At 37.8% G+C, this 23993-nt stretch carries 23 protein-coding genes; all 23 read left to right on the top strand.

The features are described from left to right. Position 1: 1 nt before the first annotated feature. Positions 2 to 1570, top strand: coding sequence for a flagellar hook-associated protein FlgK (flgK, locus tag AC1D69_RS22270; RefSeq protein ID WP_495458323.1), 1569 nt, complete (start codon positions 2 to 4; stop codon positions 1568 to 1570). 11 nt (positions 1571 to 1581) lie between these two features. Beyond that, positions 1582 to 2475 (top strand): flagellar hook-associated protein FlgL, encoded by an 894-nt coding sequence (gene flgL, locus AC1D69_RS22265; protein ID WP_495458322.1) that lies wholly within the window; start codon positions 1582 to 1584, stop codon positions 2473 to 2475. A 13-nt stretch (positions 2476 to 2488) separates the two neighbouring features. Further along, positions 2489 to 3064, top strand: coding sequence for a DUF6470 family protein (locus AC1D69_RS22260; protein WP_495458321.1), 576 nt, complete (start codon positions 2489 to 2491; stop codon positions 3062 to 3064). A 178-nt stretch (positions 3065 to 3242) separates the two neighbouring features. Next, the gene (fliW, locus tag AC1D69_RS22255; RefSeq protein ID WP_495458320.1) at positions 3243 to 3683 is read left to right on the top strand and encodes a flagellar assembly protein FliW; all 441 of its coding nucleotides are present in this window, start codon (positions 3243 to 3245) and stop codon (positions 3681 to 3683) included. A gap of 1 nt (position 3684) precedes the next feature. Beyond that, positions 3685 to 3930 carry a carbon storage regulator CsrA gene (gene csrA, locus AC1D69_RS22250; RefSeq protein WP_495458319.1) on the top strand — a complete coding sequence of 82 codons (246 nt, stop codon included), beginning with the start codon at positions 3685 to 3687 and terminating at the stop codon, positions 3928 to 3930. 154 nt (positions 3931 to 4084) lie between these two features. Further along, a complete protein-coding gene (locus AC1D69_RS22245) occupies positions 4085 to 4912 on the top strand; it encodes a flagellin N-terminal helical domain-containing protein (protein ID WP_495458318.1) in 828 nt (275 codons plus the stop codon). Positions 4913 to 4989: 77 nt separating this feature from the next. Next, on the top strand, positions 4990 to 5331 hold the full coding sequence (locus AC1D69_RS22240) for a flagellar protein FlaG (protein WP_495458317.1): 342 nt from the start codon (positions 4990 to 4992) through the stop codon (positions 5329 to 5331). A gap of 19 nt (positions 5332 to 5350) precedes the next feature. Further along, positions 5351 to 6823: a flagellar filament capping protein FliD gene (gene fliD, locus AC1D69_RS22235; protein ID WP_495458316.1), complete on the top strand. Its 1473-nt coding sequence runs from the start codon at positions 5351 to 5353 to the stop codon at positions 6821 to 6823. A 59-nt stretch (positions 6824 to 6882) separates the two neighbouring features. Continuing rightward, positions 6883 to 7269 carry a flagellar export chaperone FliS gene (fliS, locus tag AC1D69_RS22230; protein WP_495458315.1) on the top strand — a complete coding sequence of 129 codons (387 nt, stop codon included), beginning with the start codon at positions 6883 to 6885 and terminating at the stop codon, positions 7267 to 7269. Then, the gene (locus AC1D69_RS22225) at positions 7244 to 7591 is read left to right on the top strand and encodes a hypothetical protein (RefSeq protein WP_495458314.1); all 348 of its coding nucleotides are present in this window, start codon (positions 7244 to 7246) and stop codon (positions 7589 to 7591) included. Before fliS ends, AC1D69_RS22225 begins: the two co-directional genes overlap by 26 nt. A 14-nt stretch (positions 7592 to 7605) precedes the next feature. Further along, positions 7606 to 10791, top strand: coding sequence for an IPT/TIG domain-containing protein (locus AC1D69_RS22220; RefSeq protein WP_495458313.1), 3186 nt, complete (start codon positions 7606 to 7608; stop codon positions 10789 to 10791). Positions 10792 to 10858: 67 nt separating this feature from the next. Then, positions 10859 to 11968: a glycosyltransferase gene (locus AC1D69_RS22215; protein WP_495458312.1), complete on the top strand. Its 1110-nt coding sequence runs from the start codon at positions 10859 to 10861 to the stop codon at positions 11966 to 11968. Beyond that, positions 11965 to 13851, top strand: coding sequence for a glycosyltransferase (locus tag AC1D69_RS22210; RefSeq protein WP_495458311.1), 1887 nt, complete (start codon positions 11965 to 11967; stop codon positions 13849 to 13851). The genes AC1D69_RS22215 and AC1D69_RS22210 overlap by 4 nt, the downstream gene beginning before the upstream one ends. Before the next feature lie 223 nt (positions 13852 to 14074). Continuing rightward, complete coding sequence (locus AC1D69_RS22205) at positions 14075 to 15685, top strand: glycosyltransferase (protein ID WP_495458310.1); 1611 nt, start codon at positions 14075 to 14077, stop codon at positions 15683 to 15685. Positions 15686 to 15688: 3 nt separating this feature from the next. Next, a complete protein-coding gene (rfbF, locus tag AC1D69_RS22200) occupies positions 15689 to 16459 on the top strand; it encodes a glucose-1-phosphate cytidylyltransferase (protein WP_495458309.1) in 771 nt (256 codons plus the stop codon). After that, entirely contained in the window at positions 16460 to 17536 is a 1077-nt protein-coding gene (gene rfbG / locus AC1D69_RS22195) for a CDP-glucose 4,6-dehydratase (RefSeq protein WP_495458308.1), read from the top strand. Positions 17537 to 17550: 14 nt separating this feature from the next. Continuing rightward, the gene (locus tag AC1D69_RS22190) at positions 17551 to 18780 is read left to right on the top strand and encodes a methyltransferase domain-containing protein (protein ID WP_495458307.1); all 1230 of its coding nucleotides are present in this window, start codon (positions 17551 to 17553) and stop codon (positions 18778 to 18780) included. Then, positions 18777 to 19307 (top strand): dTDP-4-dehydrorhamnose 3,5-epimerase, encoded by a 531-nt coding sequence (gene rfbC / locus AC1D69_RS22185; protein WP_495458306.1) that lies wholly within the window; start codon positions 18777 to 18779, stop codon positions 19305 to 19307. Before AC1D69_RS22190 ends, rfbC begins: the two co-directional genes overlap by 4 nt. Then, positions 19304 to 20212 carry an NAD-dependent epimerase/dehydratase family protein gene (locus tag AC1D69_RS22180; protein WP_495458305.1) on the top strand — a complete coding sequence of 303 codons (909 nt, stop codon included), beginning with the start codon at positions 19304 to 19306 and terminating at the stop codon, positions 20210 to 20212. The genes rfbC and AC1D69_RS22180 overlap by 4 nt, the downstream gene beginning before the upstream one ends. 9 nt (positions 20213 to 20221) lie before the next feature. Continuing rightward, entirely contained in the window at positions 20222 to 20893 is a 672-nt protein-coding gene (locus AC1D69_RS22175) for an LbetaH domain-containing protein (protein WP_495458304.1), read from the top strand. Between the two features lie 108 nt (positions 20894 to 21001). Continuing rightward, complete coding sequence (gene fliB / locus AC1D69_RS22170; RefSeq protein ID WP_495458303.1) at positions 21002 to 22231, top strand: flagellin lysine-N-methylase; 1230 nt, start codon at positions 21002 to 21004, stop codon at positions 22229 to 22231. A gap of 294 nt (positions 22232 to 22525) precedes the next feature. After that, a complete protein-coding gene (locus AC1D69_RS22165; protein ID WP_495458302.1) occupies positions 22526 to 22723 on the top strand; it encodes a cold shock domain-containing protein in 198 nt (65 codons plus the stop codon). Positions 22724 to 23114: 391 nt separating this feature from the next. Further along, positions 23115 to 23669, top strand: a complete 555-nt coding sequence (hpf, locus tag AC1D69_RS22160; protein ID WP_495458301.1) for a ribosome hibernation-promoting factor, HPF/YfiA family — start codon at positions 23115 to 23117, stop codon at positions 23667 to 23669. Positions 23670 to 23993: the final 324 nt, after the last annotated feature.

The following is a 23993-nucleotide window of genomic DNA, read 5'->3' as shown; positions in this document are numbered from 1 at the left end:
AATGAGATCTACTTTTCATACGATTGAAGTTGGTAAGAGAGGGTTATTAGCACAACAAACAGCACTTAACACAGCTAGTCATAATATTACGAATGCCAATACAGAGGGATACTCTCGCCAAACTGTACACTTAGAGGCAGCACGTCCACTATCTTATCCTGGTCTTCTTCAGACAACAGCTCCAGGACAATTAGGTATGGGTGTTGAAGCAACTAGCATCACACGGATACGTGACCTCTTACTAGACATAGAATATCGCAATCAGAATACGGAGCTAGCTACTTGGAAAGTGAAACAAGAGACGCTCTCGAATATTGAGGGAGTTGTCAATGAACCATCTGAGAATAGTATAGCTACCAGTATCTCTGAGTTCTGGAATGCATGGCAGCAGCTTAGTAAGAGCCCAAGTACCGCTGATCTTTCGGCACGTTCTGTAGTTCAGCAGAAAGCTATTGCACTTACTGAGACATTCAATCATATCGCAACTCAGTTGAACATAATCAAAGATAACATGTCTACAAGGATTACTGCGAAAGTGTCAGAAGCGAACAATAATATTAGTCAAGTTGCTGAGTTGACACAGATGATTAGACGTATTGAGGGCTTGGGTGATAATGCGAATGACTTGCGTGATAAGCGAGATCTTCTAGTCGACCAATTATCTGTTCTTGGGAATGTCACAGTGAACGAGACACCAGATAATTATGAACTAACATTTGGTAACCAAGTGGTCGTCGATGGGATGACATCTACACCGATTACAGAGGATATTGCCACGACACTTAACAAAGGTGAAATTGCTGGTTATGTACAGTCACGTGATGTTCATGTAGCAGAATATACGAAACAACTAGATATTATGGCAAATACACTTGCTACAGGAAAAGTAGAAGTTACGATTCCAGCAGGAAGCGTTCTACCTGCAGGCGTTACAGTTCCTGGAGCTACAGTGGACGCATCAGGCAAGTTGACAGCAGATGTTAAATATACTGTGGATGGATTAAATGGGTTACATAAATTAGGGTATACCTTGGCAGAGCCAGCTACGAATGGTAAAGACTTCTTTGTAACTTCGGATGGATCAGCTACGATTACGGCCGCTAATATTCGAGTGAATAACGACATTCTTAATGATCTGAAGAATATTGCAGCATCTATGCGTACAGAGACAGTTACTAATGCAAATGGTACTACACAGAATAAAGTGTTGCAAGGTAATGGTGATATGGCACTTCTTATTGCTGGATTAGCAGAACGTAAAATGAATTTTGATCCAACAGGTACGAATGGTGCCATTACCACAGATGGCACATTTAGTGGCTATCTACAATCCGTCATAGCTCAGTTGGGTATGGATACACAACATGCAACGAAGATGACGGATAACGGGAGTTTACTTGTTAACCATGCGGATACTCTGCGTCAGTCGATCAGCAGCGTTTCATTGGATGAGGAAATGTCCGATCTTATCCGATTCCAGCATGCATACAGTGCTTCTTCAAGAATCATTACAACGATGGATGAAATGTTAGACAAATTAATTAACGGTACCGGCGTAGTCGGTAGATAGGGGATGAATTGATGCGTATTACACAATCAATGATGAGTAATTCGATGATGACAGGTCTACAGACTAACTATAAACGTATGGACAAGCAACAGGAACAGATGATGACTCAACGCCGGATTAATCGCCCTTCAGACGATCCAGTAGGTGTAGCTAGTGCACTTCACTATCGTTCAGAAATTAGTTCAACGACGCAATTTACAGAGAATGTGGAAGATGCAGATTCATGGATGAAAATGAATGATTCAGCCATGACACAAACCACAGAAATTATTCAAAAGCTCGCTGAACTTGCGGTTCAAGGTGGAACGGATACCGTACCTGCGGATGCTCGTAAGAATATTGCTGCCGAGGTCGATGAATTGTATAACCAATTAGTTTCTATAGGGAACTCTCAGTTTAAAGGGAAGTATATATTTAATGGTGAGCGTGTTAACGAACCACCATATCCAGCTGATCCCGCAAATCAGGCGTACAGTTTGGATCAAGGTGAGGTTGAATATCAGATTGGTGCAGGCATTTATGTAAGTGTTAATGCAATCGGTGATAATGTGTTTGGAGCTTCAGGTGATGCAAATGGGTTATTTAAAGTGGTAGATGACTTTAAGAAGGCATTACTTAACGATAGCACAGCAGGTATTCAAGCATCCATTCCTGCCTTTCAGAAATCTCTGGAGAATGTTATTATCGCGCAAGCAGCAGTGGGAGGGAAACAGAATAGACTGGACTTCACACTGAGTCGTCTAGGAGATCTGAATCTGAATTATGTATCCCTTCAGTCAAAGACTGAGGATGCTGATATGAGTAAGGTTATTACGGAGCTAAAGACATCAGAGAGTATTTATCAGGCTTCGTTGGACACCATGGCTCGCGTGATTCGTCCAAGTCTGCTTGATTTCTTGAACTAAAGAGGTGACTTGAATGAATATTCCCCGTATACAAATTCAACAGGGCTATAGCAAGATTGGCTTGGAGACGGTAAGGGGTCAATTGAGTATTGAGCAACCGAAATCTAACTTAAACATAAGTCAACAGTCCGGAAAATTAGAAATGAGGAGTACGGATGGGGAATTGCACATTGATCAGAGCAGAGCAAGGTCAGGTGCAGGCCTAGCTAGATCAATTGAAATGCTTGAACGTATTTCTCAGAATGCGAAGTCATCCGTTGTTCAGAACATTGGCGAAATTGCGGAGGCGGGAGATCGGATGATGGCCATTCAAGACAAGGGAAGCCATGTGTTCGCTGACTTGGCGTATGAGAATACGCTGAAAGACAGATACATGGAGTTCCGTGGTCCTGTCTCCTATGACAATATAGATATTACTTATACGCCCAGAACTGTTGAAATGAGGTATACACCAGGTGGAGTGACCTGTGATCCGGAATATGGTGAGGTAAGAATGAACTGTACTCCCAGTAATTTGAGAGCATATGTTGCCCAGAAAAACTATATAAATTTTAGTATAATCGGAACGCAATTGGATGCGGTTATATAATATTTTCGATACAATAGCTATAATGAATTTCGATTCATTATAGCTATTTTTTTTATAATATAAGAGTCTATAAGTATTTCTGCTTATAAATAGGCTTATATTTCAACGCTAAACGTTTCTTCGCCGTTAAAGGACGGCGAGGCCGTGTATGCTTGTGACCACTAAGGAGGAAGTACTCATGTTCGTACAGACAGCAAGGTTTGGAGAAGTAGAGATCGAGGACACGGCGATTATTAACTTTGTAAGTCCAATTCTAGGATTTACAGAAATGACACGTTATTTCCTGATTCAATCTTCAGAAGAAAGCCCCTTTGAATTCATGCAATCCGTTGACGACCCCAATCTAACCTTTGTATTAACGGATCCTTTCCAATTCCAACCGGATTATGAGTTTGATATCGAGGATCATTGGTTGGACAAGTTAAAGCTCCATAGTGAGGAATTTGTTGATATCAAAGTGATCACTACCATCAGATCCACTACTAATATATCGATTAACTTGAAAGCCCCGATTGCTATTAATAAGGTAACGAAAGAAGGAGTGCAGATTATACTAGAATCATCTGATTATTCTACACGTTGCTCTTTGGTAGATCACCATGGAGAGGGGGAAGGATAGTATGCTATTGCTCTCCAGGAACAAAGGTCAACAAATAATGATCGGTGATGATATTGTCATTTCTATCATTGATGTTGTGGGTGATCAAGTCAGAATTGGTATTGAGGCCCCTAAACATATAAGTATCTATAGGGAGGAGATCTATAAGCACATTCAAGAGCAGAACAAGAAGGCTGTTCTACTGAACGATAATATAGAGCGAATTCTACAAGATATCTCGTTACCAAGAAAAAATAAATATTTCTAAAATATATAAAATACTATAAACATTAACGGAGTTTGTCCGATATATATAATATGGGACGTTATCATAGCTTTGACGGCCGCAAGCTATGACTACACCAAATCATGGGTGAAGCAAGGATGCTAATCACCAACACATTCCAAGGAGGAATTATATCATGCGTATTAATCACAATATCGCTTCTTACAACACACAACGTCAACTGACGAATAACAACAATGCTCAAAACAAATCTTTAGAGAAATTGTCTTCTGGTTACAGAATTAACCGTGCAGCTGATGATGCTGCTGGTCTTGCAATCTCTGAGAAAATGCGTAACCAAATCCGTGGTTTGGAACAAGCTAGCAAAAATGCTTTAGATGGTATTTCATTGATCCAAACAGCTGAAGGTGCATTGAACGAAACTCACGCTATGCTACAACGTATGGGCGAATTGTTCACGCAAGCAGCAAATGAAGTGTTGACAACTACTGATGTCGGAAAAATTCAATCTGAGATTACTGCATTGACATCTCAAATTGAGGATATCTCTAAGCAAACAACTTTCAATACTAAGAACCTTCTTGGAGATGATGCTCAAACAGCGCCAATAGTCTTTCAGGTAGGTGCTAATGCTGGTGATACTATTTCTCTAGAACTTATAAAGGCTACTGTTGATGAATTGGGAATTGGTACTTTAGATCCACTTTTAAATGGTACGAATGCTGAAGCTACTGGTAACTTGACACTTGTTCAGGTAGCTATCGATAAAGTATCTGCTATCCGTTCGAATTTGGGTGCTGTACAAAACCGCCTAGAACATACAATCAATAACTTGGGAACAACTTCTGAGAATTTACAAGCAGCAGAATCCCGTATTCGTGATGTAGATATGGCGAAAGAAATGAGCGAGTCTACGAAGGTTAATATTCTTCAACAGGCTGCTACTGCGATGTTGGCTCAAGCGAACCAACAACCACAAGGCATCCTGCAATTGCTTCGTTAATCAATTGTTCAACGTAGGGGCCGGCCGGGTAATCCGGTCGGTTTTTTTAATATTAACGGAATAGGGAGCTGAGGTAGATGCGAATAGATTCGTCAGCAGAGAATTTCCCATTGCAAGATTCTATTCTGTTGAGTCAGGATGCAGGGTTGAAGACTACTCTCCGGGGACCACACTTGATTAATCTTCCCTCCATTAGTGATCAGAGACTCACGGAACTAATCGAACGTGGGAATAAAGTGCTTCAACGATTAGATACTCGCTTGCAATGGTCAGTACATCAAGGTAGCAAGGAAATGATCGTTAAAGTGATGAATACGGAAACTAATGAAGTGCTTAGAGAAATTCCACCAGAGAAATATCTTGATCTAGTTCAGAATTTGTGCGAACAAGTTGGATTGTTCCTCGATGAGAGAAAATAACAGATAGGAGGGAACGAGAATGACAATACGAATGAGTGGGATGGCCTCCGGCTTGGATACAGATACAATTATCAAGAAGCTTATGCAAACGGAGAGGGTACCTCTTGATAAATTGGTTAAGGAGAAACAAACCATCGCATGGAAGCGAGACTCGTACAGAGAAATGAATTCAACGTTAACGGCGATCCGTAATTTGACAGATAAGATGCGGTTCTCTAGTGCCTTTAACAAACAAAGTGCGAATAGTAGTGACACGAGTGTGGTAACAGCAACAGCATCCTCTAAAGCTACTAGTGGTGGATTCACCATTAGTGTCAATAGTCTGGCGTCGAGTGCCTTGGCAGTTGGGACAACCAACGCTGTTGATATCAATGCACAAGTAGCTACAACGGGATCGTTTGAAATTGTTGGACCTAAAGGTTCTACGACAATTGATGTGACTGCAGGTTCAACATATGATTCCGTCATGAAACAGGTGAATAGTGCTAATATTGGCGTGACGATGAGTTATGATAGCATCAATAGTCGATTCATGCTGAGTTCCAATGCTACTGGGAAAAGTTCATCCATTCAAATTAATGATCCAAGTGGCGTAGCCTCTTCGTTGTTTAAGTTGAGTGCACCTACCGCAGTTGCAGGAACTAATGCCTCCGTTCAAGTGAATGGTACATCCTTAGAATTCGAGAATAATGCATTTGAAATGAATGGTGTTCGGTTTGATCTGAAGGGTGTGTCCACAACCACGGCCTCTGTGTCAGTAGCTCGTGACACATCTAATATTGTTGATCAGATCACAAGTTTTGTTGAACAGTATAATAGCTTGGTTGATTCTGTGAATGATAAGACAAAAGCTGTTCCGAACCGTAGCTATACACCTTTAACAGATGAAGAGAAGGAAAGTATGTCGGAGAAGCAAATTGAATTATGGGAATCTAAGGCCAAGGTGGGAATGCTGTATCGTGATGATATTCTAACTGGAGCCCTAACTTCATTGAAAAGTGTACTTCTCAATAAAGTGAGCGGGTTGAGCAGCGGGATGGATTCATTATCTGATATTGGGATCAAGTTTAAGAGTTTCTCTAAAGGAATGACCAGCGAATTAGGTAAGTTAGAAATTGACACGGTGAAGCTGACTGAAGCAATCAATAGTGATCCTGACGGGGTTATGAATCTGTTCACGAAGACCAGTACTAAGGACCCTACTGACAAGGATTATCAGAGTGAGACTGGATATGCTGAAAGATTGTATTCAACTCTTACGACACAGATTAATAAAATTATTAAACGAATTGGTTCTGGAACAGTGTCTGATGCAGTGGATGGAAGTCAGTTAGGTAAAAGAATTGACACGATAAATGATAAGATGTCGACATTGGAATCACGGCTCATAACGATTGAAGAACGCTATTACAAACAATTTACCGCTATGGAACTTGCCATGCAGAAATTGAATAATAAAGGTTCTTGGCTTACATCACAACTGGGAAGCTAGTCAAATGTAGCCATAGTCATAAGCATCATCAACTTTAAGTTTATAGGGAGAGGTTTTACATGGTGGCATTGAATTACCAACAACAATATATCAAAACGAAAGTGGAAACAGCAAGTCCTGGTGAACTGACCCTCCTATTATATGAAGAGTTGTATCGCAAACTGAATATGGCCAAATTACATTTGAGTAAAGATCAGCTGGAAGAGATGTTAGAACGAATTCACGGAGCAAGAGCTATATTGTATGAGTTACTCGGAACTCTAAATTTTAATTACGAGATTTCGGGACAACTTCGTGATTTGTATATGTTCTACTTGTCTCAGCTAAATTCGTTTATTATCAGTAAAGATCCGGAGTTGTTGGAACAAGTTATAGATTTTGCCCGAGGATTTGCGGAGACGTGGAAGGAAGCTGTTCATATTGCGAAGAGCGGCAAAGGTAGCTGATATGGACCGTTTTCAGATCATGCAACAATTGAAGGATATCTATGAGGAAATATTGCAGGGAGAAGATGGAAGTGCTTTTCTAAAAAGAGAAGCTCAAGTCGAGAGTTTGTATCTTATTTTGCAGTCAAGTGAAGACAAAAAGTATAGTGAGTCAGAAAAGGATATGCTGAGAGTTTTGTCTAAATTGAATGAATCTATGCAATCTTTATTGAGTACAAGTATGAATCGAATGCAACAAGCCCATGTAATGTCCTCTAAAGTATCGCAACAATATGAAGCTCCCATCTTCGCGGATTCTTACTTTTATGATCGAAAATACTAAATAGGAGGATTTGTATGAAAAAGTTTAAAAAGTTTTTTATTATGCTATTAGTACTAGTTATAAGTGCCAGTCTAACACCGTTATCACCTGCTGAGGCGGCGACAGACTATGTGTCAGCTTCTACCACTGTTAATCCTGCAAATATATTAGTAGGTGGAGAAACTGAGGTTACATTAAATGTCCAAGGGACTCCTCCGATTAACGTTATTAAACCAAATGATGTAATTCTTGTCATCGATAAGTCTGGAAGTATGGCAGGCGACAAAATGACAAATGCCAAATCCGCTGCCAAAGGGTTTATTGACATGATGGATTTGTCAACACATCGTGTAGGTATCGTTGATTATAGTAGTGACGATATGATCAAATCATTTGATCTAACTGCTGATGCACAAAGTGCCAAAGCCTATGTTGATACTGTGAATTCGTCCGGAAATACTTCAACAGGAAAAGCGATTCAAAAGGCTAAGGAGTTATTAGCTAATCATCGTCCTGAAGCTCAGCCTGTTATCGTACTGCTCACTGATGGTGAGGCTAAAGGTGTAGCAGGTAAAGGTGAAGAGGGAGCCGGATTAAATGCCTACGATTACACATTGATGAAGGCTAAGCAAGCTAAAGATGCAGGAATTGTATTTTATACGATAGCACTGTTGAATGCAGATACCGTTCCAGATACAAGTGAAGCAAATATTCTGTTGAAGAATATGGCTACAACAGCCCAGCATCATCATTTTGTATTAGGTTCAGTAGGTTTGAAAGACATTTATGCAGCTATTGTTAAAGAAATAGGTTTGGCAAGTGCTTACGATGTTGTTGTCACTGAGAATGTTAATGATGGGTTCGAAATTGTCCCAGGTTCTTATGATAACAATATACCTAAGCCAACTGTGAACGGAAATACATTAACATGGAACTTCTTGGAGTTGAAAAATGACACACTGTCATTTAATTATAAAATACGTCAAAAACAAGGTGGTATAAACGGAACATATCCAGTAACCACTTCGACTTCTAACATTAGTTATAAAGATTATACAGGAGCTACCAATAGCTATATTATTCCTTCGGCTAATGTGGTAGTGAGTTATCCCGCACCGATCATTACTACAGTAACACCGAACAAGGGCATTATTACAGGAGGAGAAGAAGTTACAATTATAGGGGAGAATTTCTTACCAAACCCTCAGGTTAAATTTGGAACTACCCTCTCGAGTAATGTAACATATATTAGTAATACTGAACTGAAGGTAATTACTCCAGTTGGTACACAAGGTAATGTTACCTTGTCGGTTATTAATACCGATAATCAAACTGCGACTGCTGACTTTGCATATTATGCACAACCAGAGGTTTCAAATTTATCGCCAGTTATGGGACCACTTGCGGGTGGAACTAAATTGGTGATTACTGGTAACTACTTCTTACCAGGAGTTAAGGTGAAAGTCGGTGACCAATACTCAACAACGGTTACTTACAACACAGCAGGTTCTATATCTGCTATAACGCCTGCAGGGGCAGCACCTGGGATAGTAGATGTCAAAATTGAGAACCCAGATGGTACGGAACTTTCATTAGTAGATGCCTTTACTTATGAAGCACCTCCGACTGTGAAATTAGTATCGATTACCCCAGATCAGGGAGAAACAACTGGGGGAACAACTGTCACATTAACGGGTTCACTATTCGAATCAGCAAGTAAAGTGTATTTTAATGGTGTTGAAGCGAGTTCAGTTGTATTTAATAACGCAAGTAAATTGACTGCTGTAACTCCTGCTTGGGCGCAAGCTGAAACTGTAGATGTTAAAGTCGTTAATGCAGATGGCACAGAATCTGTATTACCACAATCCTTTTCTTTCATCACTCCACCACCACCGACAGTTACAGGAATTACTCCTAGCAACGGACCGTTGGTAGGTGAAACTACGGTATATCTAGACGGAAAGGATCTTGTGTCTGGTGCTATCATTATTGTAGGTAACGGAGTAGAAGTACCATCAAAATTTGTTGACTCTTCAAGATTGACCTTTAAGACGCCAGCATGGGCTACCCCAGAAACAGTTAGTGTGACTGTAGTAAATCCTGATAGGCAAACATTTAGACTTGCAGATGCCTTTACGTATGATGCTCCACCAGAACAACCAGCGCCAACCTTAACAGCGATAAGTCCAGCACATGGACCTTTGGGTGGTGGAACAATCCTTTATGTGGATGGTACGGGTTTTAACTCGGAGACTAAAATGTATTTTATTATCGATGGGAATGAAGTTGACTTAAATGCAACCTATGTTAACTCAACACGGTTGAAGGTGAAATCACCAGTTGGATCAACGCCTGGACCAGTAGATGCTAAAGTTCTGAATGCTGATGGTAAATCAGGCCTTCTTGTAGGTGGATTCAGTTATGATACACCACCCGTGTATCCAGACCCTGTAATTACAAGCCTTGACCCTAATCAAGGAAATAAACGCGGTGGATATACATTAAACATCTTCGGAACTGACTTCCAACAAGGTGCGACTGTAATGATTGGTTCACAACAGCTACAATTATTGTCTTATCAGAGTGCAACCAATGTAAGAGTTAAAGTTCCAGCAGTAGATGTTACAGGACCAGTAGATGTGACAATCACTAATCCAGATGGGAAGTCTTCTACACTTGTGGGTGGGTTCACTTATCTAGAAGATATACCAACTGTGAGTTTCATAACACCTAGTTCTGGACTAATGACTGGAGGAACAATTGTATATATTGATGGAACTTATTTCACTTCAGAATTAAAGGTTACAATGAATAATGTAGAAGTAAGTTACACATATGTAAATTCTACACGTATTAAACTTATAACTCCTGCTTCTTCTATTGCTGGACCTGTAGAGATAAAAATTACTAATCCAGCGGGACTGTCTGCGACAACAATATTTACTTATGAAGCTCCACCAGTAGTGCCTGCACCTATTCTTACAGGCGCATCTCCAAATTATGGTACAGCCAATGGTGGTACTATCGTGTATATTGATGGTAAGAATTTTAAATCTGGAGCAAAAATTGTATTTGCAGGAGTTGAATATGAAGCAACATTTGTGAATACTACTCGATTGAAATTCAAAACTCCAGCTGGAACAGTAGGAATCGTATCCTACTATATAATTAATCCGGATGGCCAGCAAACTGTAGCTTCGTTGAACTTTGAGTATAAGTAAGGATATATTAAGAGGGGGGGCCAACTGGCCCCTTTTTTTATAAAGACATTTACTGTGGGGAATGATTATGATAACGAATTTACCGATATCTGCTTGTATAATTGTCAAAAATGAAGAGAAGCACATTGCCAAATGTATTCAGTCACTGAAACAAGTTGTGAAGGAGATTAATGTTGTCGATACAGGATCTAATGATCGTACGATTGAAATAGTAGGTGAAGAAAAGCTGAGAGTTCATCATTATCAATGGAATGATAACTTTGCGGAAGCTAGAAACTATGCAATCCGTATTGCGACAGAACCCTATATATTGGTTATTGACGCAGATGAGACTTTGGATCAGGCTACAGTAAGGTTTCTTGAGGAGTATACAGAACGACTAACGAATGAACCAGCGACAGTTAATATACGAAGTATAATAGATGAACATAGAACTGTGAATTCAAGAATTACTCGGTTATTTCCTAATTCAGAAGATTACCGTTATAACGGTGTAATTCATGAACAGTTATATTATAGAGATAAGCCCATTGCTGTGATTCAATCAACAGAAGTTATTCTACATCATTATGGATACAATGAAATGGAGATACAAAAGAAAGAAAAGATTGAACGCAACTTAATATTGCTAAGAAAACAAATCGAATCAGACCCTAACTCGATGTATTTAAGTTTCCAAATGGGACAGACCTATTATGTGAACAAAAATTACGAGGAAGCGATTCATTACTTTGATGATACGATCCAAAGGGTATCGGAATTAGATTCATTGCCAAGGTACATGTCAACTGTATTTCTATCATACGGGTATTGTTTAATGAACCTTAGAGAATATGATTTCCTGGACAACCTAATTAGTGATGCAGTTGAATTTTACCCGGATTTTACGGATTTATATTTTTTATATGGCGTTTCATTAATTGAGAGACAAGACGTCCGCAAATTTATAGCTATTAAAGAAACGTTTGATTATTGCCTTCATCTAGGAGAAGTTAACAATCATTCATATGAAACGGTAGAGGGCGTAGGTTCATATAGAGCTTTATATAATTTGGGTGTTTATTATGAGGTAACAAATAATCTCAAATTAGCTATCGAATATTATTCTAGAAGTGCAGAATATAACTTCGATCCAGCGCTTGCAAAGATAAACCAGTATAAGGATGAGTTAAAATGAAGCATCAAACAATATCACTGTGTATGATCGTTAAGGACGAAGAAAGATCACTAGATAGATGTCTAAATAGTGTTAGAGATATAGTGGATGAGATCATTATTGTAGACACAGGTTCTACAGATCGGACCTTAGATATTGCACGACAATATACAACAAATGTCTTTCATTATGAGTGGAACAATAACTTCGCTGATGCTCGGAATTTTGCTATTCAGCATGCGACATGTGATTATATCCTTGTATTGGATGCCGATGAATATTTAGAGGATGAGAGCAAGAGTTTGATGCTCGAAGTATTGTCGAAAGAGTATTATTTCTTGAGAGTACGGAATTTAATAAAACCTGCAGTAGTCTATACACATCCATTTATCAGATTGTTCTCCAATACAATTGGATTCAGATATATTGGAGCATTGCATGAACAGATTAATACAAGAGAGTTTCCTAAGGCTAAAGGGGAAATATTACTGGTCTTTATTAATCATGATGGGTATCAAGATGACGTTATTCAAAGTAAAAGTAAGAATGAAAGGAATATGGGGATTATTCAAGACGAGTTGAAGGATAATCCTACATCATTCGGTTATTATAATCTGGGAATCCAATATAAATCCATTCATGAGTATGATAAAGCAGTGAAGGCATTTAGAAAGTCTTATAAGATGAATCCTAATACTACATTTGCCCCGAGTTTAATTATTAATTTAGCTCAGTGTTTAGTGAAATTGAGAAGCTACAATGAAGCCATAAGAGTGCTAAAGGATTCGTCAACGGTATATCCAACTTATACAGACTTATTCTATCAGCTTGGGGTGATATATTATGATATTGGTTACTTTCAGGATGCAGAATTAGTATTCATCCAATGCTTGGAACTGGGTGAAGTAACAGACGATTTACTGTCCACAGTAGAAGGTGTAGGTTCTTACTTAACACACGCGTATCTGTCGGAGATCTATTTGAAGTATAATCAACCAGAGAAGGCACGAGATCATATTATTGCAGGATTGAATCAAAATAGGATGCACCCAGCATCTTTGAGAATTTTCTTTGATTTATTCCTAAATGCTGATCCCGTAGATGTTCTGCAACATCTACAAGCTATTTATCCCTTTGAATCAGCAGATGAAGCCAATATCCTAATGCAGTTTCTATATCTTTATAGAAACCCTTTATTTATAAATCTATCCAAATTTATCACTCAAGAGTTTGATGATGATCTTTGTGCATGGATCATGCAAGTGGAAGGAAATTTGGAATCTGCGAAAGCAATTTGGTCATCTTGCACTTCGATTAAAGATGGAAATCAACGTGATATTGTATTTGTAGCTGTTGTCGGAGAAGATGTAACATTCTTCGAAAAAAGTATCGTTCATTTCAACCTGCATGAGAAAGACAAACAAATACTTAAGAAATTAATAAAAAGAGAATTGATTATAGAAGCAGACTTACATGACGATTTAAGACAATTGTATATAAACTTATGTCACGATTTATTAATGCTCCGCAAGTATGATGTGATTGAATATATGATTACTCAAGTGCAAGTACCTATGCTACGCTATGAATTGTCGAAAATGCTATTTAAATTTCAATTTAATGAGCTTGCACTGCAGGGGATATTAGAACCTGATGATAAAACGGATAAAGCTATCGTATATGAATTAACAGGAGATATATTAACTCGTATGGAGATGTATGGAGATGGATATCAATATTATTTAGAGTCTGAGCAACATCATTCTAGTTTTGAATTACTATATAAGATATATAGGATCGCAATGATCGTAGATGATAGAGATATTCAAAAAGCGTATTTGAAACGTATGAGTCTGATGAAGCCTGCATCAGAATGGGCAAGAACGAAGTTAAACGACTGCTAAAGACTAAGGATAATCCACTATCATTAGATAGAGGATTATCCGTTTTTTGTAACTTTATTTTTAGGATGAAAATACCGATATTAAGTATATAGTCTACGATTTGAAATATTTAATGTTTTCAGAATGTAACGTGAACGTGTGAAATTATACTAGATGATTATTGTGATTTAGTAATAATCACAATGACTAATGTTATTAATTAAAGAATGGAGAAAATTAGAGTATGAAACAGAGAATTCAAGATCTTATTCAAATGGGTAGTCTCGATGAGGCCAAGAGGTTAATGACAGAATTAGAACAGATGAGCCCTTTAGTTAAAGATGTTGAAACATATACGATCAAAGCATCTATAGCTGTAGCAGAAAATAATCTGCAAGAAGCTGAGGATTATTTGTTAGAAGGGCTACGTATCGATTCGGAATATGATGATTTACTGTTCAACCTTGGTTTTATTAACAAGTTACGTAATAATTTTATCCAATCTAATTATTATTTTGGAAAGGTAGCATCCTCAACTAAAGATGTTGAACTCCTAAGTTTGATAGAACAGTTCATTAATGAGAATAGACATCAGATTTCATTAGCTCAGAAGCCATTAGTTAGTATTGTAGTCCTAGCCTATAATAAATTGGATTATACCAAATTATGTATAGAAAGTATCTTAACTTATACTAAAAATATTAGCTATGAGATAATTGTAGTCAATAATGGTTCTACGGATGGAACTAGAGATTATTTTGACTCATTATCTCAGGTCAAACCCCTTCATTTGATAAAAAATGTAGGAGTGGTTAATGGATTTAATGAAGGAATGAAAGTGGCAGAGGGTAAATATACAGCCTGTGTATGTAATGACTTTATTTTTACACCTCGATGGTTAGAGAATTTATTAATATGCATAGAATCGGACGAAAAAATAGGATACGTATCTCCTGGAGCAAGTACAATAAGCAATCTACAGCAAATTAATGGAGAATATAATAATTTAGAAGAGATGCTAGAATTCGCGGAAAGCTATAATCATTCAGATCCACGTAAATGGGAAGAACGAGTAAGACTCCTTCCATGTGTATTAATGGTCAAAACAGAGCTACTTAAACAAATTGACTATTATGATCCTCAGTTTTATTATGGAGAGTTCTCTGATGATGATATTAGTTTTCGTATTCGAAGATTAGGATATAAGTTGGTTTATTGTAAGGATACGTTTACGTACCACTTTGGATCGGTCACAGTTCGTGATGACCAGATTAATAATAATTCAATGAATGTGAGTAGAGATATATTCATTAAAAAATATGGATTAGATGCATGGTCAGATGCTGTGTTTAATCCAAGAATTCTTAATGAAATCTCTATTGATTTGGGAAGTGTCAATGCTTCAATTCTAGGTGTGCATACTAAATGTGGTGGTAATCCATTACAATTGAAAAACATGCTGAAGGAAAAAGGTATAGAGAACGTTGATATTACAAGTTACTGCATTAATAAGAAGTATTTGGATGACATTGTGACCGTTTCAGACCAAGTCATTCAGGCGGAAATTGATCAAGTTGAAGTGAAACTAAATGGCAAATCCTTTGACTATATTATTTTTGAATCTGACTCAGAACATTTGAATAATAACCCTCAGAGTATAAAGCAATTGATTGCATTGTTAAGTCATGGTGGGCAATTAGCACTAAGCATTAGCTATTCTGATTTTGATGAGACTATTATGAATAAGCATATTGCTTTACTTAAATTGCAGGGGATAGCGTTTGCCTATTGCAAAGCCATAGAGTTTAGCTCAAACAAGGTTGAGTTGGAAATTATCGTTCGAAAGGATGTATAACAGATGAAAGCGGTAATTTTGGCTGGTGGATTAGGCACAAGATTGAGCGAAGAAACTGTGTTGAAACCTAAGCCTATGGTGGAAATTGGTGGAGCCCCAATGCTTTGGCACATTATGAAAATATATTCTACTTATGGAATAAACGACTTTATTATATGTTTGGGTTACAAAGGCTATCTTATAAAGGAATTTTTCGCTAATTATTATATGCATACATCAGATGTAACGTTTGATTTCAGGACGAATGAGATGAAAATACATAAAAATAATTCAGAGTCTTGGAAAGTAACTCTTGTTGATACAGGAGAGCATACATTGACCGGCGGGAGGTTGAAGAGAGTTCAACCATATGTTGGTGATGAGACGTTCTGTTTTACATATGGAGATGGATTAAGTGACGTTAATATATCAGAACTCGTGCAATTCCATAAGGAAAAGGGGCATCTTGCAACTGTAACGACAGTGCGGCCCCCTGGAAGATTCGGTGCATTTGAGTTTCAAGAAGATAAAATTATTGGTTTCCAAGAAAAACCGATGGGCGATGGTAATTGGATTAATGGTGGATTCTTTGTTCTAGAACCACAGGTATTTGATTTAATCAGTGGAGATAATACCACGTGGGAAGAAGAGCCTATGGAGCAATTAGCTAAGTCAGGAGAATTGTCGGCCTTTATGCATGAGGGGTTCTGGCAACCCATGGATACATTAAGGGAAAAGACGAAACTTGAAGAAATGTGGGAAAAGGGAAAGGCTCCTTGGAAGGTGTGGGAATAAATGAATCAAGACTTTTGGAAATCTAAAAAGGTACTCATTACAGGTCATACCGGGTTCAAAGGGAGTTGGCTCGCATTATGGCTTCAGTATTTAGGAGCGGATGTTTACGGATACAGTCTATCACCTGTGACGGAGCCCAATTTATATGGTATTGCAGATGTCTCTAAAAATATGGAATCCACATACGGTGATATATTAGATTATCAACGGTTACAATCATTTATTGGAAGAATTCAACCTGAAGTTATCTTTCATCTCGCAGCACAACCATTAGTAAGAGAGTCATATTTAGATCCGATTGCAACGTTCTCGGTTAATGTTATGGGAACGGTGCATTTATTAGAGGTAGCTAGGAATACTGAATCCGTTCAAGTTGTTATTAATGTTACGACGGATAAATGCTACGAGAACAATAATAATTCCTTGCGAGGGTTTGTTGAACATGATTCTATGGGAGGATCTGATCCCTATAGTGCTAGTAAGGGCTGCTCAGAACTTGTTACGTCAGCCTATGAAAGATCATTCTACTCTACTAGTGGTAGATTGTTATCATCTGCAAGAGCAGGTAATGTAATAGGTGGGGGAGACTGGGCAGTAGATCGTATTATTCCAGATGTCATTCGCTCGGTTATCAATAATAAGCCCTTAAATATTAGATATCCTCAAGCAATTCGACCTTGGCAGCATGTCTTAGATTGTTTGAATGGATATTTGTTACTTGCCCAAAAAATGTGGGAATCGGGAGAAGAGTACGCGGGAGCTTGGAATTTTGGCCCTGGGGAGTCCTCTAATATATCCGTTGCACAACTGATTGGTGAATGTAACAAATATCTCGGGGCACAGCTGAACGTAGAATATGAAACGAACACGCAGCCTTATGAAGCGTCATGTCTAGTCCTAAACAGCGATAAAGCTATAGAACTGTTGAAGTGGGGGATACAATTACCTATATCCCAATCTATCGAATGGACAATGGAATGGTATTCTAACTATATGAGTAATCGTGTAGATGATGTAACTTTAAAACAAATACGTCAATATGAAATTATAAAATCTTCTAGAATTTTTGCTCATTAAGGGGATATGAGAGAATGTCAACTGGAACATGCCGTTTTTGCGGTACAGAACTAAGTACTGTTTTTCTGGATTTGGGAGTTTCACCATTAGCCAATTCGTATGTGAAGTCTGAAAGCCAAATGGAGCATATGTATCCATTAAGAACTTATGTTTGCGAGCATTGCTTTTTAGTTCAGGTGGAGGATTTCGAGTCTCCAGAACATATATTTAGCGATTACGCCTATTTTAGCAGCTATTCCGATAGCTGGCTTAACCATTGCCGTAAATATGTTGAGACCATGGTAGATCGATTTAATTACACGAAGGATCAACAAGTAGTTGAAATCGCAAGCAATGATGGTTACTTATTGCAGTACTTTAAAGAAAAGGGTATTTCTGTGCTAGGAATTGAACCTGCCGCTAATGTTGCGAAAGCTGCGATCGAGAAAGGAATCGATACGACGGTGGACTTTTTCGGAACTACATTGGCAACAGCATTGAAAGAAAAGGGGAAAAGTGCAGACCTCTTACTTGGGAATAACGTACTTGCACATGTTCCAGATTTAAACGACTTTGTTGAAGGGATGAAGATTCTTTTAAAACCACAGGGTACGATAACGATGGAATTCCCTCACTTACTTCAACTAATAGAACATAATCAGTTTGATACAATATATCACGAACATTACTCTTATTTATCTCTGACAACCGTCTGTCAATTATTTAAGAGTCACAACCTTTCAATCTATGATGTTGAGCAGCTAGAGACGCACGGTGGATCTTTGCGAATTTTTGCATGTCATTCCAATAATAACGATTTACAAGTAAGTCAAACTGTTGATACATTATTAGAAAAAGAAACGTTATTTGGTATGAGTAATATTGAAATGTACAATGGATTTCATAACGATGCTGTCCAATTAAAAAGACAGATTATGAGCTTCCTGATTGATATGAAAGAAAAGGGACATACCATCGCTGGGTACGGTGCGCCAGCTAAGGGAAATACCCTGATTAATTATTGTGGTATTGATCGTGACTATTTGGATTATACGGTGGATCGAAGTCCATATAAGCAAGGAACCTTTCTGCCCGGATCAAGAATTCCAGTGTATTCTCCCGAACAGTTGAAAGAGACTAAACCCGACTATATCTTTATTCTTCCATGGAATTTGAAAGAAGAGATTATGGAGCAGACTTCGTTTATTCGGGAATGGGGCGGCAAGTGGATAGTTCCAGTACCTGAAGTGACGGTGATCGAATGAAGTTTCTAGAAACTCCGCTAAGAGGGGCATATGTAATTGATGCAGAACCGCACCATGATGAAAGAGGATTCTTTGCACGAACGTTTTGTAAGGATGAATTCATAACTCATGGATTGGTAAATGATTTTGTGCAGTGTAATGTCTCTTATAATATCCGACGAGGTACGGTAAGGGGTATGCATTACCAAGTAAGTCCTTTTGAAGAGACAAAATTGATCAGGTGTACAAGAGGGGCAATTTATGATGTTATTATTGATTTACGTCCCTTATCGAATACATATCTGAAGTGGTATGCTGTCGAATTGAATGAAAATAATGGTCGAATGCTGTATGTACCTGAGGGCTTCGCTCACGGTTTTCAAACATTAGAGGATAAGACTGAAGTTTTTTATCATATGAGTCAGATTTATAATGCTTCTTCTTCAAGAGGAGTGCATTGGAATGATCCTGTGTTTAACATTGAATGGCCTCTATCATGCGAGGTAATATCAACTAAAGATAGAGATTTTCAGGGATTTGTGATATGAAAAAGGTAATAGTTACTGGGGCTAGTGGGTTCATCGGCAATCACGTTATTGATACTCTTAAAAAAGAGGATTTTGAAATTCATGCATTGTCTAGATATGGGGCCAATGTTGAATCTGAATCAGTGATTTGGCATTCGGTTGATTTGTTTAATCAGAGAGATATTGAAAAGTGTATGCAAGAGGTTCAACCTTCCCATTTGATTCACTTAGCATGGGATGCAAGACCAGGGAAATATGTCACATCCTTAAGCAATTATCAATGGATAGAAGCAACGTTATGTTTGTTTCGAAATTTCGTATCCAATGGTGGCATAAGAGCTGTAGTGGCAGGTACATGTGCAGAGTATCAGTGGGATCATGGAGTTTTAAAAGAAGACGACGAATCTAATTCATATGATATGCCCTATTCAGCATGTAAAAATTATACGAGATCCTTGTTATTTCATTTAGCACAGCATACGGGCTTGAGCCTTGGATGGGCAAGACTATTCTTCTTATATGGGCCAATGGAGCCCGAATCTAGACTAGTACCATCTATTATTCGATCCTTACTGAAGGACGAAACGGCTAAATGTACAGAAGGAACGCAGATGAGGGATTTTTTATATGTCGAAGACGCAGCCGAGGCTATAAATGAATTATTAAAAAGTAATGAAGAGGGAATTTACAATATAGCCTCTGGACAAGCCATTCGGGTTATTGATTTAGTGAATCATATAGCTCATCAATTTGGTAAGTCACATCTTATATTGCCTGGTGCTGTGAAGGAAGGAAATCTTCAAGCTCCACTAGTACAAGGGGATATTTCCAAAATTCAATCTTTAGGTTGGAAACCTAAGGTTGACTTGTATACTGGGATGAACAAAACGATTCAATGGTGGAAGAATAGTAGTGAGAGGTTGTGATGTTCTGTAATGGAACTTTCTCTTTCTTTAAACGATTTTAAAACGTACGTATCTAGGCAGATCAATCATTTCTTCCCTGATAACATTAGGGCAGATTTCTGTGTTGAAGAACAGGCATTTGATTATGCAATACAAAGGACGGAACATTGTTTCCGTCATGTTAGTCTAGGTGCTTATAATATTAATGGCCTTCCTTATCTGAACCATTTACATTCTGATCAATATTGTGTGTTCTTATGGTTTCTATCTAACAGCGTATGGAGTATGCAAGACGATCAGCAATTGGCTAACAAATTGTTTTATTTAAACAAGTCTCTCCATGGATTTAGTTGTATGTATGATACAGAACTTCCTGATATCTTCGTGCTGTTACACACGGTGGGAACGATTTTAGGTAGAGCGAAATACTCTGATTATTTGGTAGCATTTCAGGGGAGTACAGTTGGCGCACAAAAAGGAAGATATCCTACCCTTGGTAAGGGTGTATCGTTGCTACCATATGCGTCAATTATAGGTGATTGTTCAGTAGGGAATTATGTGTCTGTTGGCAATGGTGCATCTGTTTATGAACGCAACATTCCTGATCATACGGTTGTTTTTAGAGATGATAGTGGGTCTAACACCTGTAAGATAAATAAAACTAGCGTTTCTGAGCGCTATTTTAATATGAATATATCATAAAGTTTAATAATGGATGATTAGATATCAATATATTTAAACTTTTTGTTAATTTTATGTGGGGCTTTTGGTCCTTTTGTTTAAATTTATTAAAGTGCAGGAGTGATATTGTTGAAACAAGAAGTTCTTATACCGACATATATGAAATCATTTACTTGTATTGGTTCAGCATGTGAAGACAGTTGCTGTGTTGGATGGGTCGTAACGTTGGATAAAAAGACTTACAAAAATTATAAAAGCCTTAGGCATCCAGTATTGAGTAACAAGTTGAATAAATCCATGAAGCGTGTTAAAAATGAAACGGGAAATATCAATAATTATGCTCATTTTATTATGGATAGTAAAGGTCGTTGTCCCATGTTGGAAGAGAGCGGTTTATGTGGGATTCAAGCGGAACTAGGCGAACAATTACTATCTTCGACATGTACTACCTACCCCCGAGCCATTAATAAGGTGGGTAAAACACTCGAAATGTCAGCTAAGTTGTCATGTCCTGAAATTGCTAGATTAGCGCTCTTAAATTCAGAGGGTATTGAATTTGAACATATGGAATATGATATGAATTCTGGTTTGGGAATTAGAAATAATCTAGATACATCGAGGTTGGATAATGGAGAGTATTTATTCTGGGATTTGCGTGTGTTTACTATTGAAATTATTCAAAATAGAAATCTTCACTTAAGTGATCGTATGATCTTTTTAGGCCTCTTTATAAATAGATTGCAAATTCTATTACAAGAACAACAATTCGAGCGTGTACCAGCTCTAATAGAAGAGTACAAAATTAAGATAAGCACTCCAATATTTATAAGTAGTCTTGCACAAATCCAAATCAATACTGAACTTCAAGTTCAACTTGTAGTAGGACTAATACAAGAGCGTATCAAATCTGGTGGAATTACACTTAGATATAATGAATGTTATTCAGAAATGCTAGCAGGATTTGAAGTCCAAGATCAAGTAGATCTGAAAGTATTGACACAAAAGTACAATGATAATCTTAATGAATTCTATAAACCTTTTATGAATAGCTATGGATACATCTTAGAAAATTATTTAGTTAATTATATATTCGAGAGTTTGTTCCCTAATGTAAACGAGAGTAGTAATGTATTTAGTCAATTTACAAGAATGTCAATACTGTATTCGATGTTAAGAATACATTTAGTTGGAATTTCGGGGTTCTATAATGGATTGAATCCAGATTTGGCAATTAAAGTGATTCAGTCATTTGTGCGCGGTACCGAACATAATCAAACTTATTTGAATTCAATTTCCAAACGTATCCAACAGAATGGGACTGATTCAATGGCTCATATTACTACATTGTTGAAAGAATAAGTGAATTATATTAATTCTGAGAAGCCCAGGGTCTATATTTAGTACGCCCAGCATGGGGATTAAGATTGCCCAAGTATTGAATCCCATGTTCGATCCACAATTCTCAGAACATAAGTTATGGTTTTCGCCCTAGTAGGAATGGAGACATGATGCCGTTCGAGAAGTCAAACAGAACATGAAGGATGATTCCATCGTGTAATTTTTATTAATTGACAATCTCACCCAGTAGGTGCTATATTCTTAAAAGTAAGCGCTTGCTTACTTCATTTTTCAAAACGAAGGGAATGTTTATTTATGCAAGGGAAAGTAAAATGGTTTAATGCAGAAAAAGGGTATGGCTTCTTGGAAACTGACGATGGTGGCGATGTATTCGTACATTTCTCCGCAATTCAAACAGACGGTTTCAAATCATTAGATGAAGGTCAAGCTGTTGAGTTTGATGTTGTTGATGGCGCTCGTGGACCACAAGCTGCTAACGTAATCAAATTATAATCTATTAGGCCTAAGCCGACTTAATAATAGTTGGATCAATGCTTTTTACTGAACTAATAACATTCAGACCCTGGAGATCTCCAGGGTCTTTATTTATTCCCTATCGCCACATATAATATGTCATTATTATCCAGTTTCTTTCTAGCCTATATTGGTTAAATAAGAATAACCCTTAAGGTGATTAATCTTTGTTAATATTCGAGATTAACCGTCCTATAGCTCTATCAAACGTACCTTTAACCACGCAGGGTAGCGAGGGTTAATATTGTTGGTTCACTAGATTTCTGAAGGTAGAATGTAAGAGTTTACATCGTTGATAATATTCACCGAATTACCTTTTTACTTGACGTTAACAAAGTGATATAATGGTGTTGCAAAGGAGGAGTGCCTTATGAATTACAGTATTCGAGGTCAACAAATTGAAGTGACAGATGCTTTGAAAGAGTATGTTGATAAGAAGCTCAATCGACTTGAGAAGTATTTCGATGCACCCACTACTTCAGAAGGATATGTTACTCTGAGTGTCATTCGAGGATTACACACCGTGGAGGTAACTATCCCATTGCCAGGCGTGATGCTTCGTGCAGAAGATCGTAGTGATGATATGTATTCATCCATTGATGCGGTCGTGGACAAGCTAGAACGTCAGATTCGTAAGCATAAGACGAAGCTTAATCGTAAGTTCCGTCAAGAAGGAAGTTTGAAGACGTTATTCACTGAAGGTTCAGGTGCAGCGGGTTCAATCGTAAGTGGCGAGATCGAGGACGAATTAGAAGTAGTTCGTACGAAGCGTTTCTTCCTGAAGCCTATGGATGTCGAAGAAGCTATATTGCAAATGAATATGGTTGGACATAATTTCTTTGTATTCTCTAATATTGACAGTAAGACCGTAAATGTTGTATACAAGCGTGATGATGGTAAGTACGGCCTGATTGAGCAAGATTAACTAGATGTGAATATCATATGGCTAGATATTAATGGCTACATTGACTTGAATCATTCTCTAAATATGAAAAGTTATTGAAATGGAGCTCCTATCCGTGCAACGGATAGGGCTCTTTGTGCGTATATATAGATACTATCTACAAAACGAGATAGTATAAATGGTAATAACACTTAGGAAACACATCGTTCAGAACATCCTATAATAGGTAGAGATATGAAATTAGCTGTAAATAAGAGACGCTCAGTGTTGCGGCATCTCTTGCAAACTGTTACAATTTATGCAAACACAATCATTAAGGAATCAATTTCATTATTAACCCTCGGA

The sequence above is a fragment of the Paenibacillus sp. Y301 genome (genome assembly GCF_059445505.1).
The sequence above is the reverse complement of the archived record's forward strand: the minus strand, read 5'-3'. Positions and strand labels throughout refer to the sequence as shown.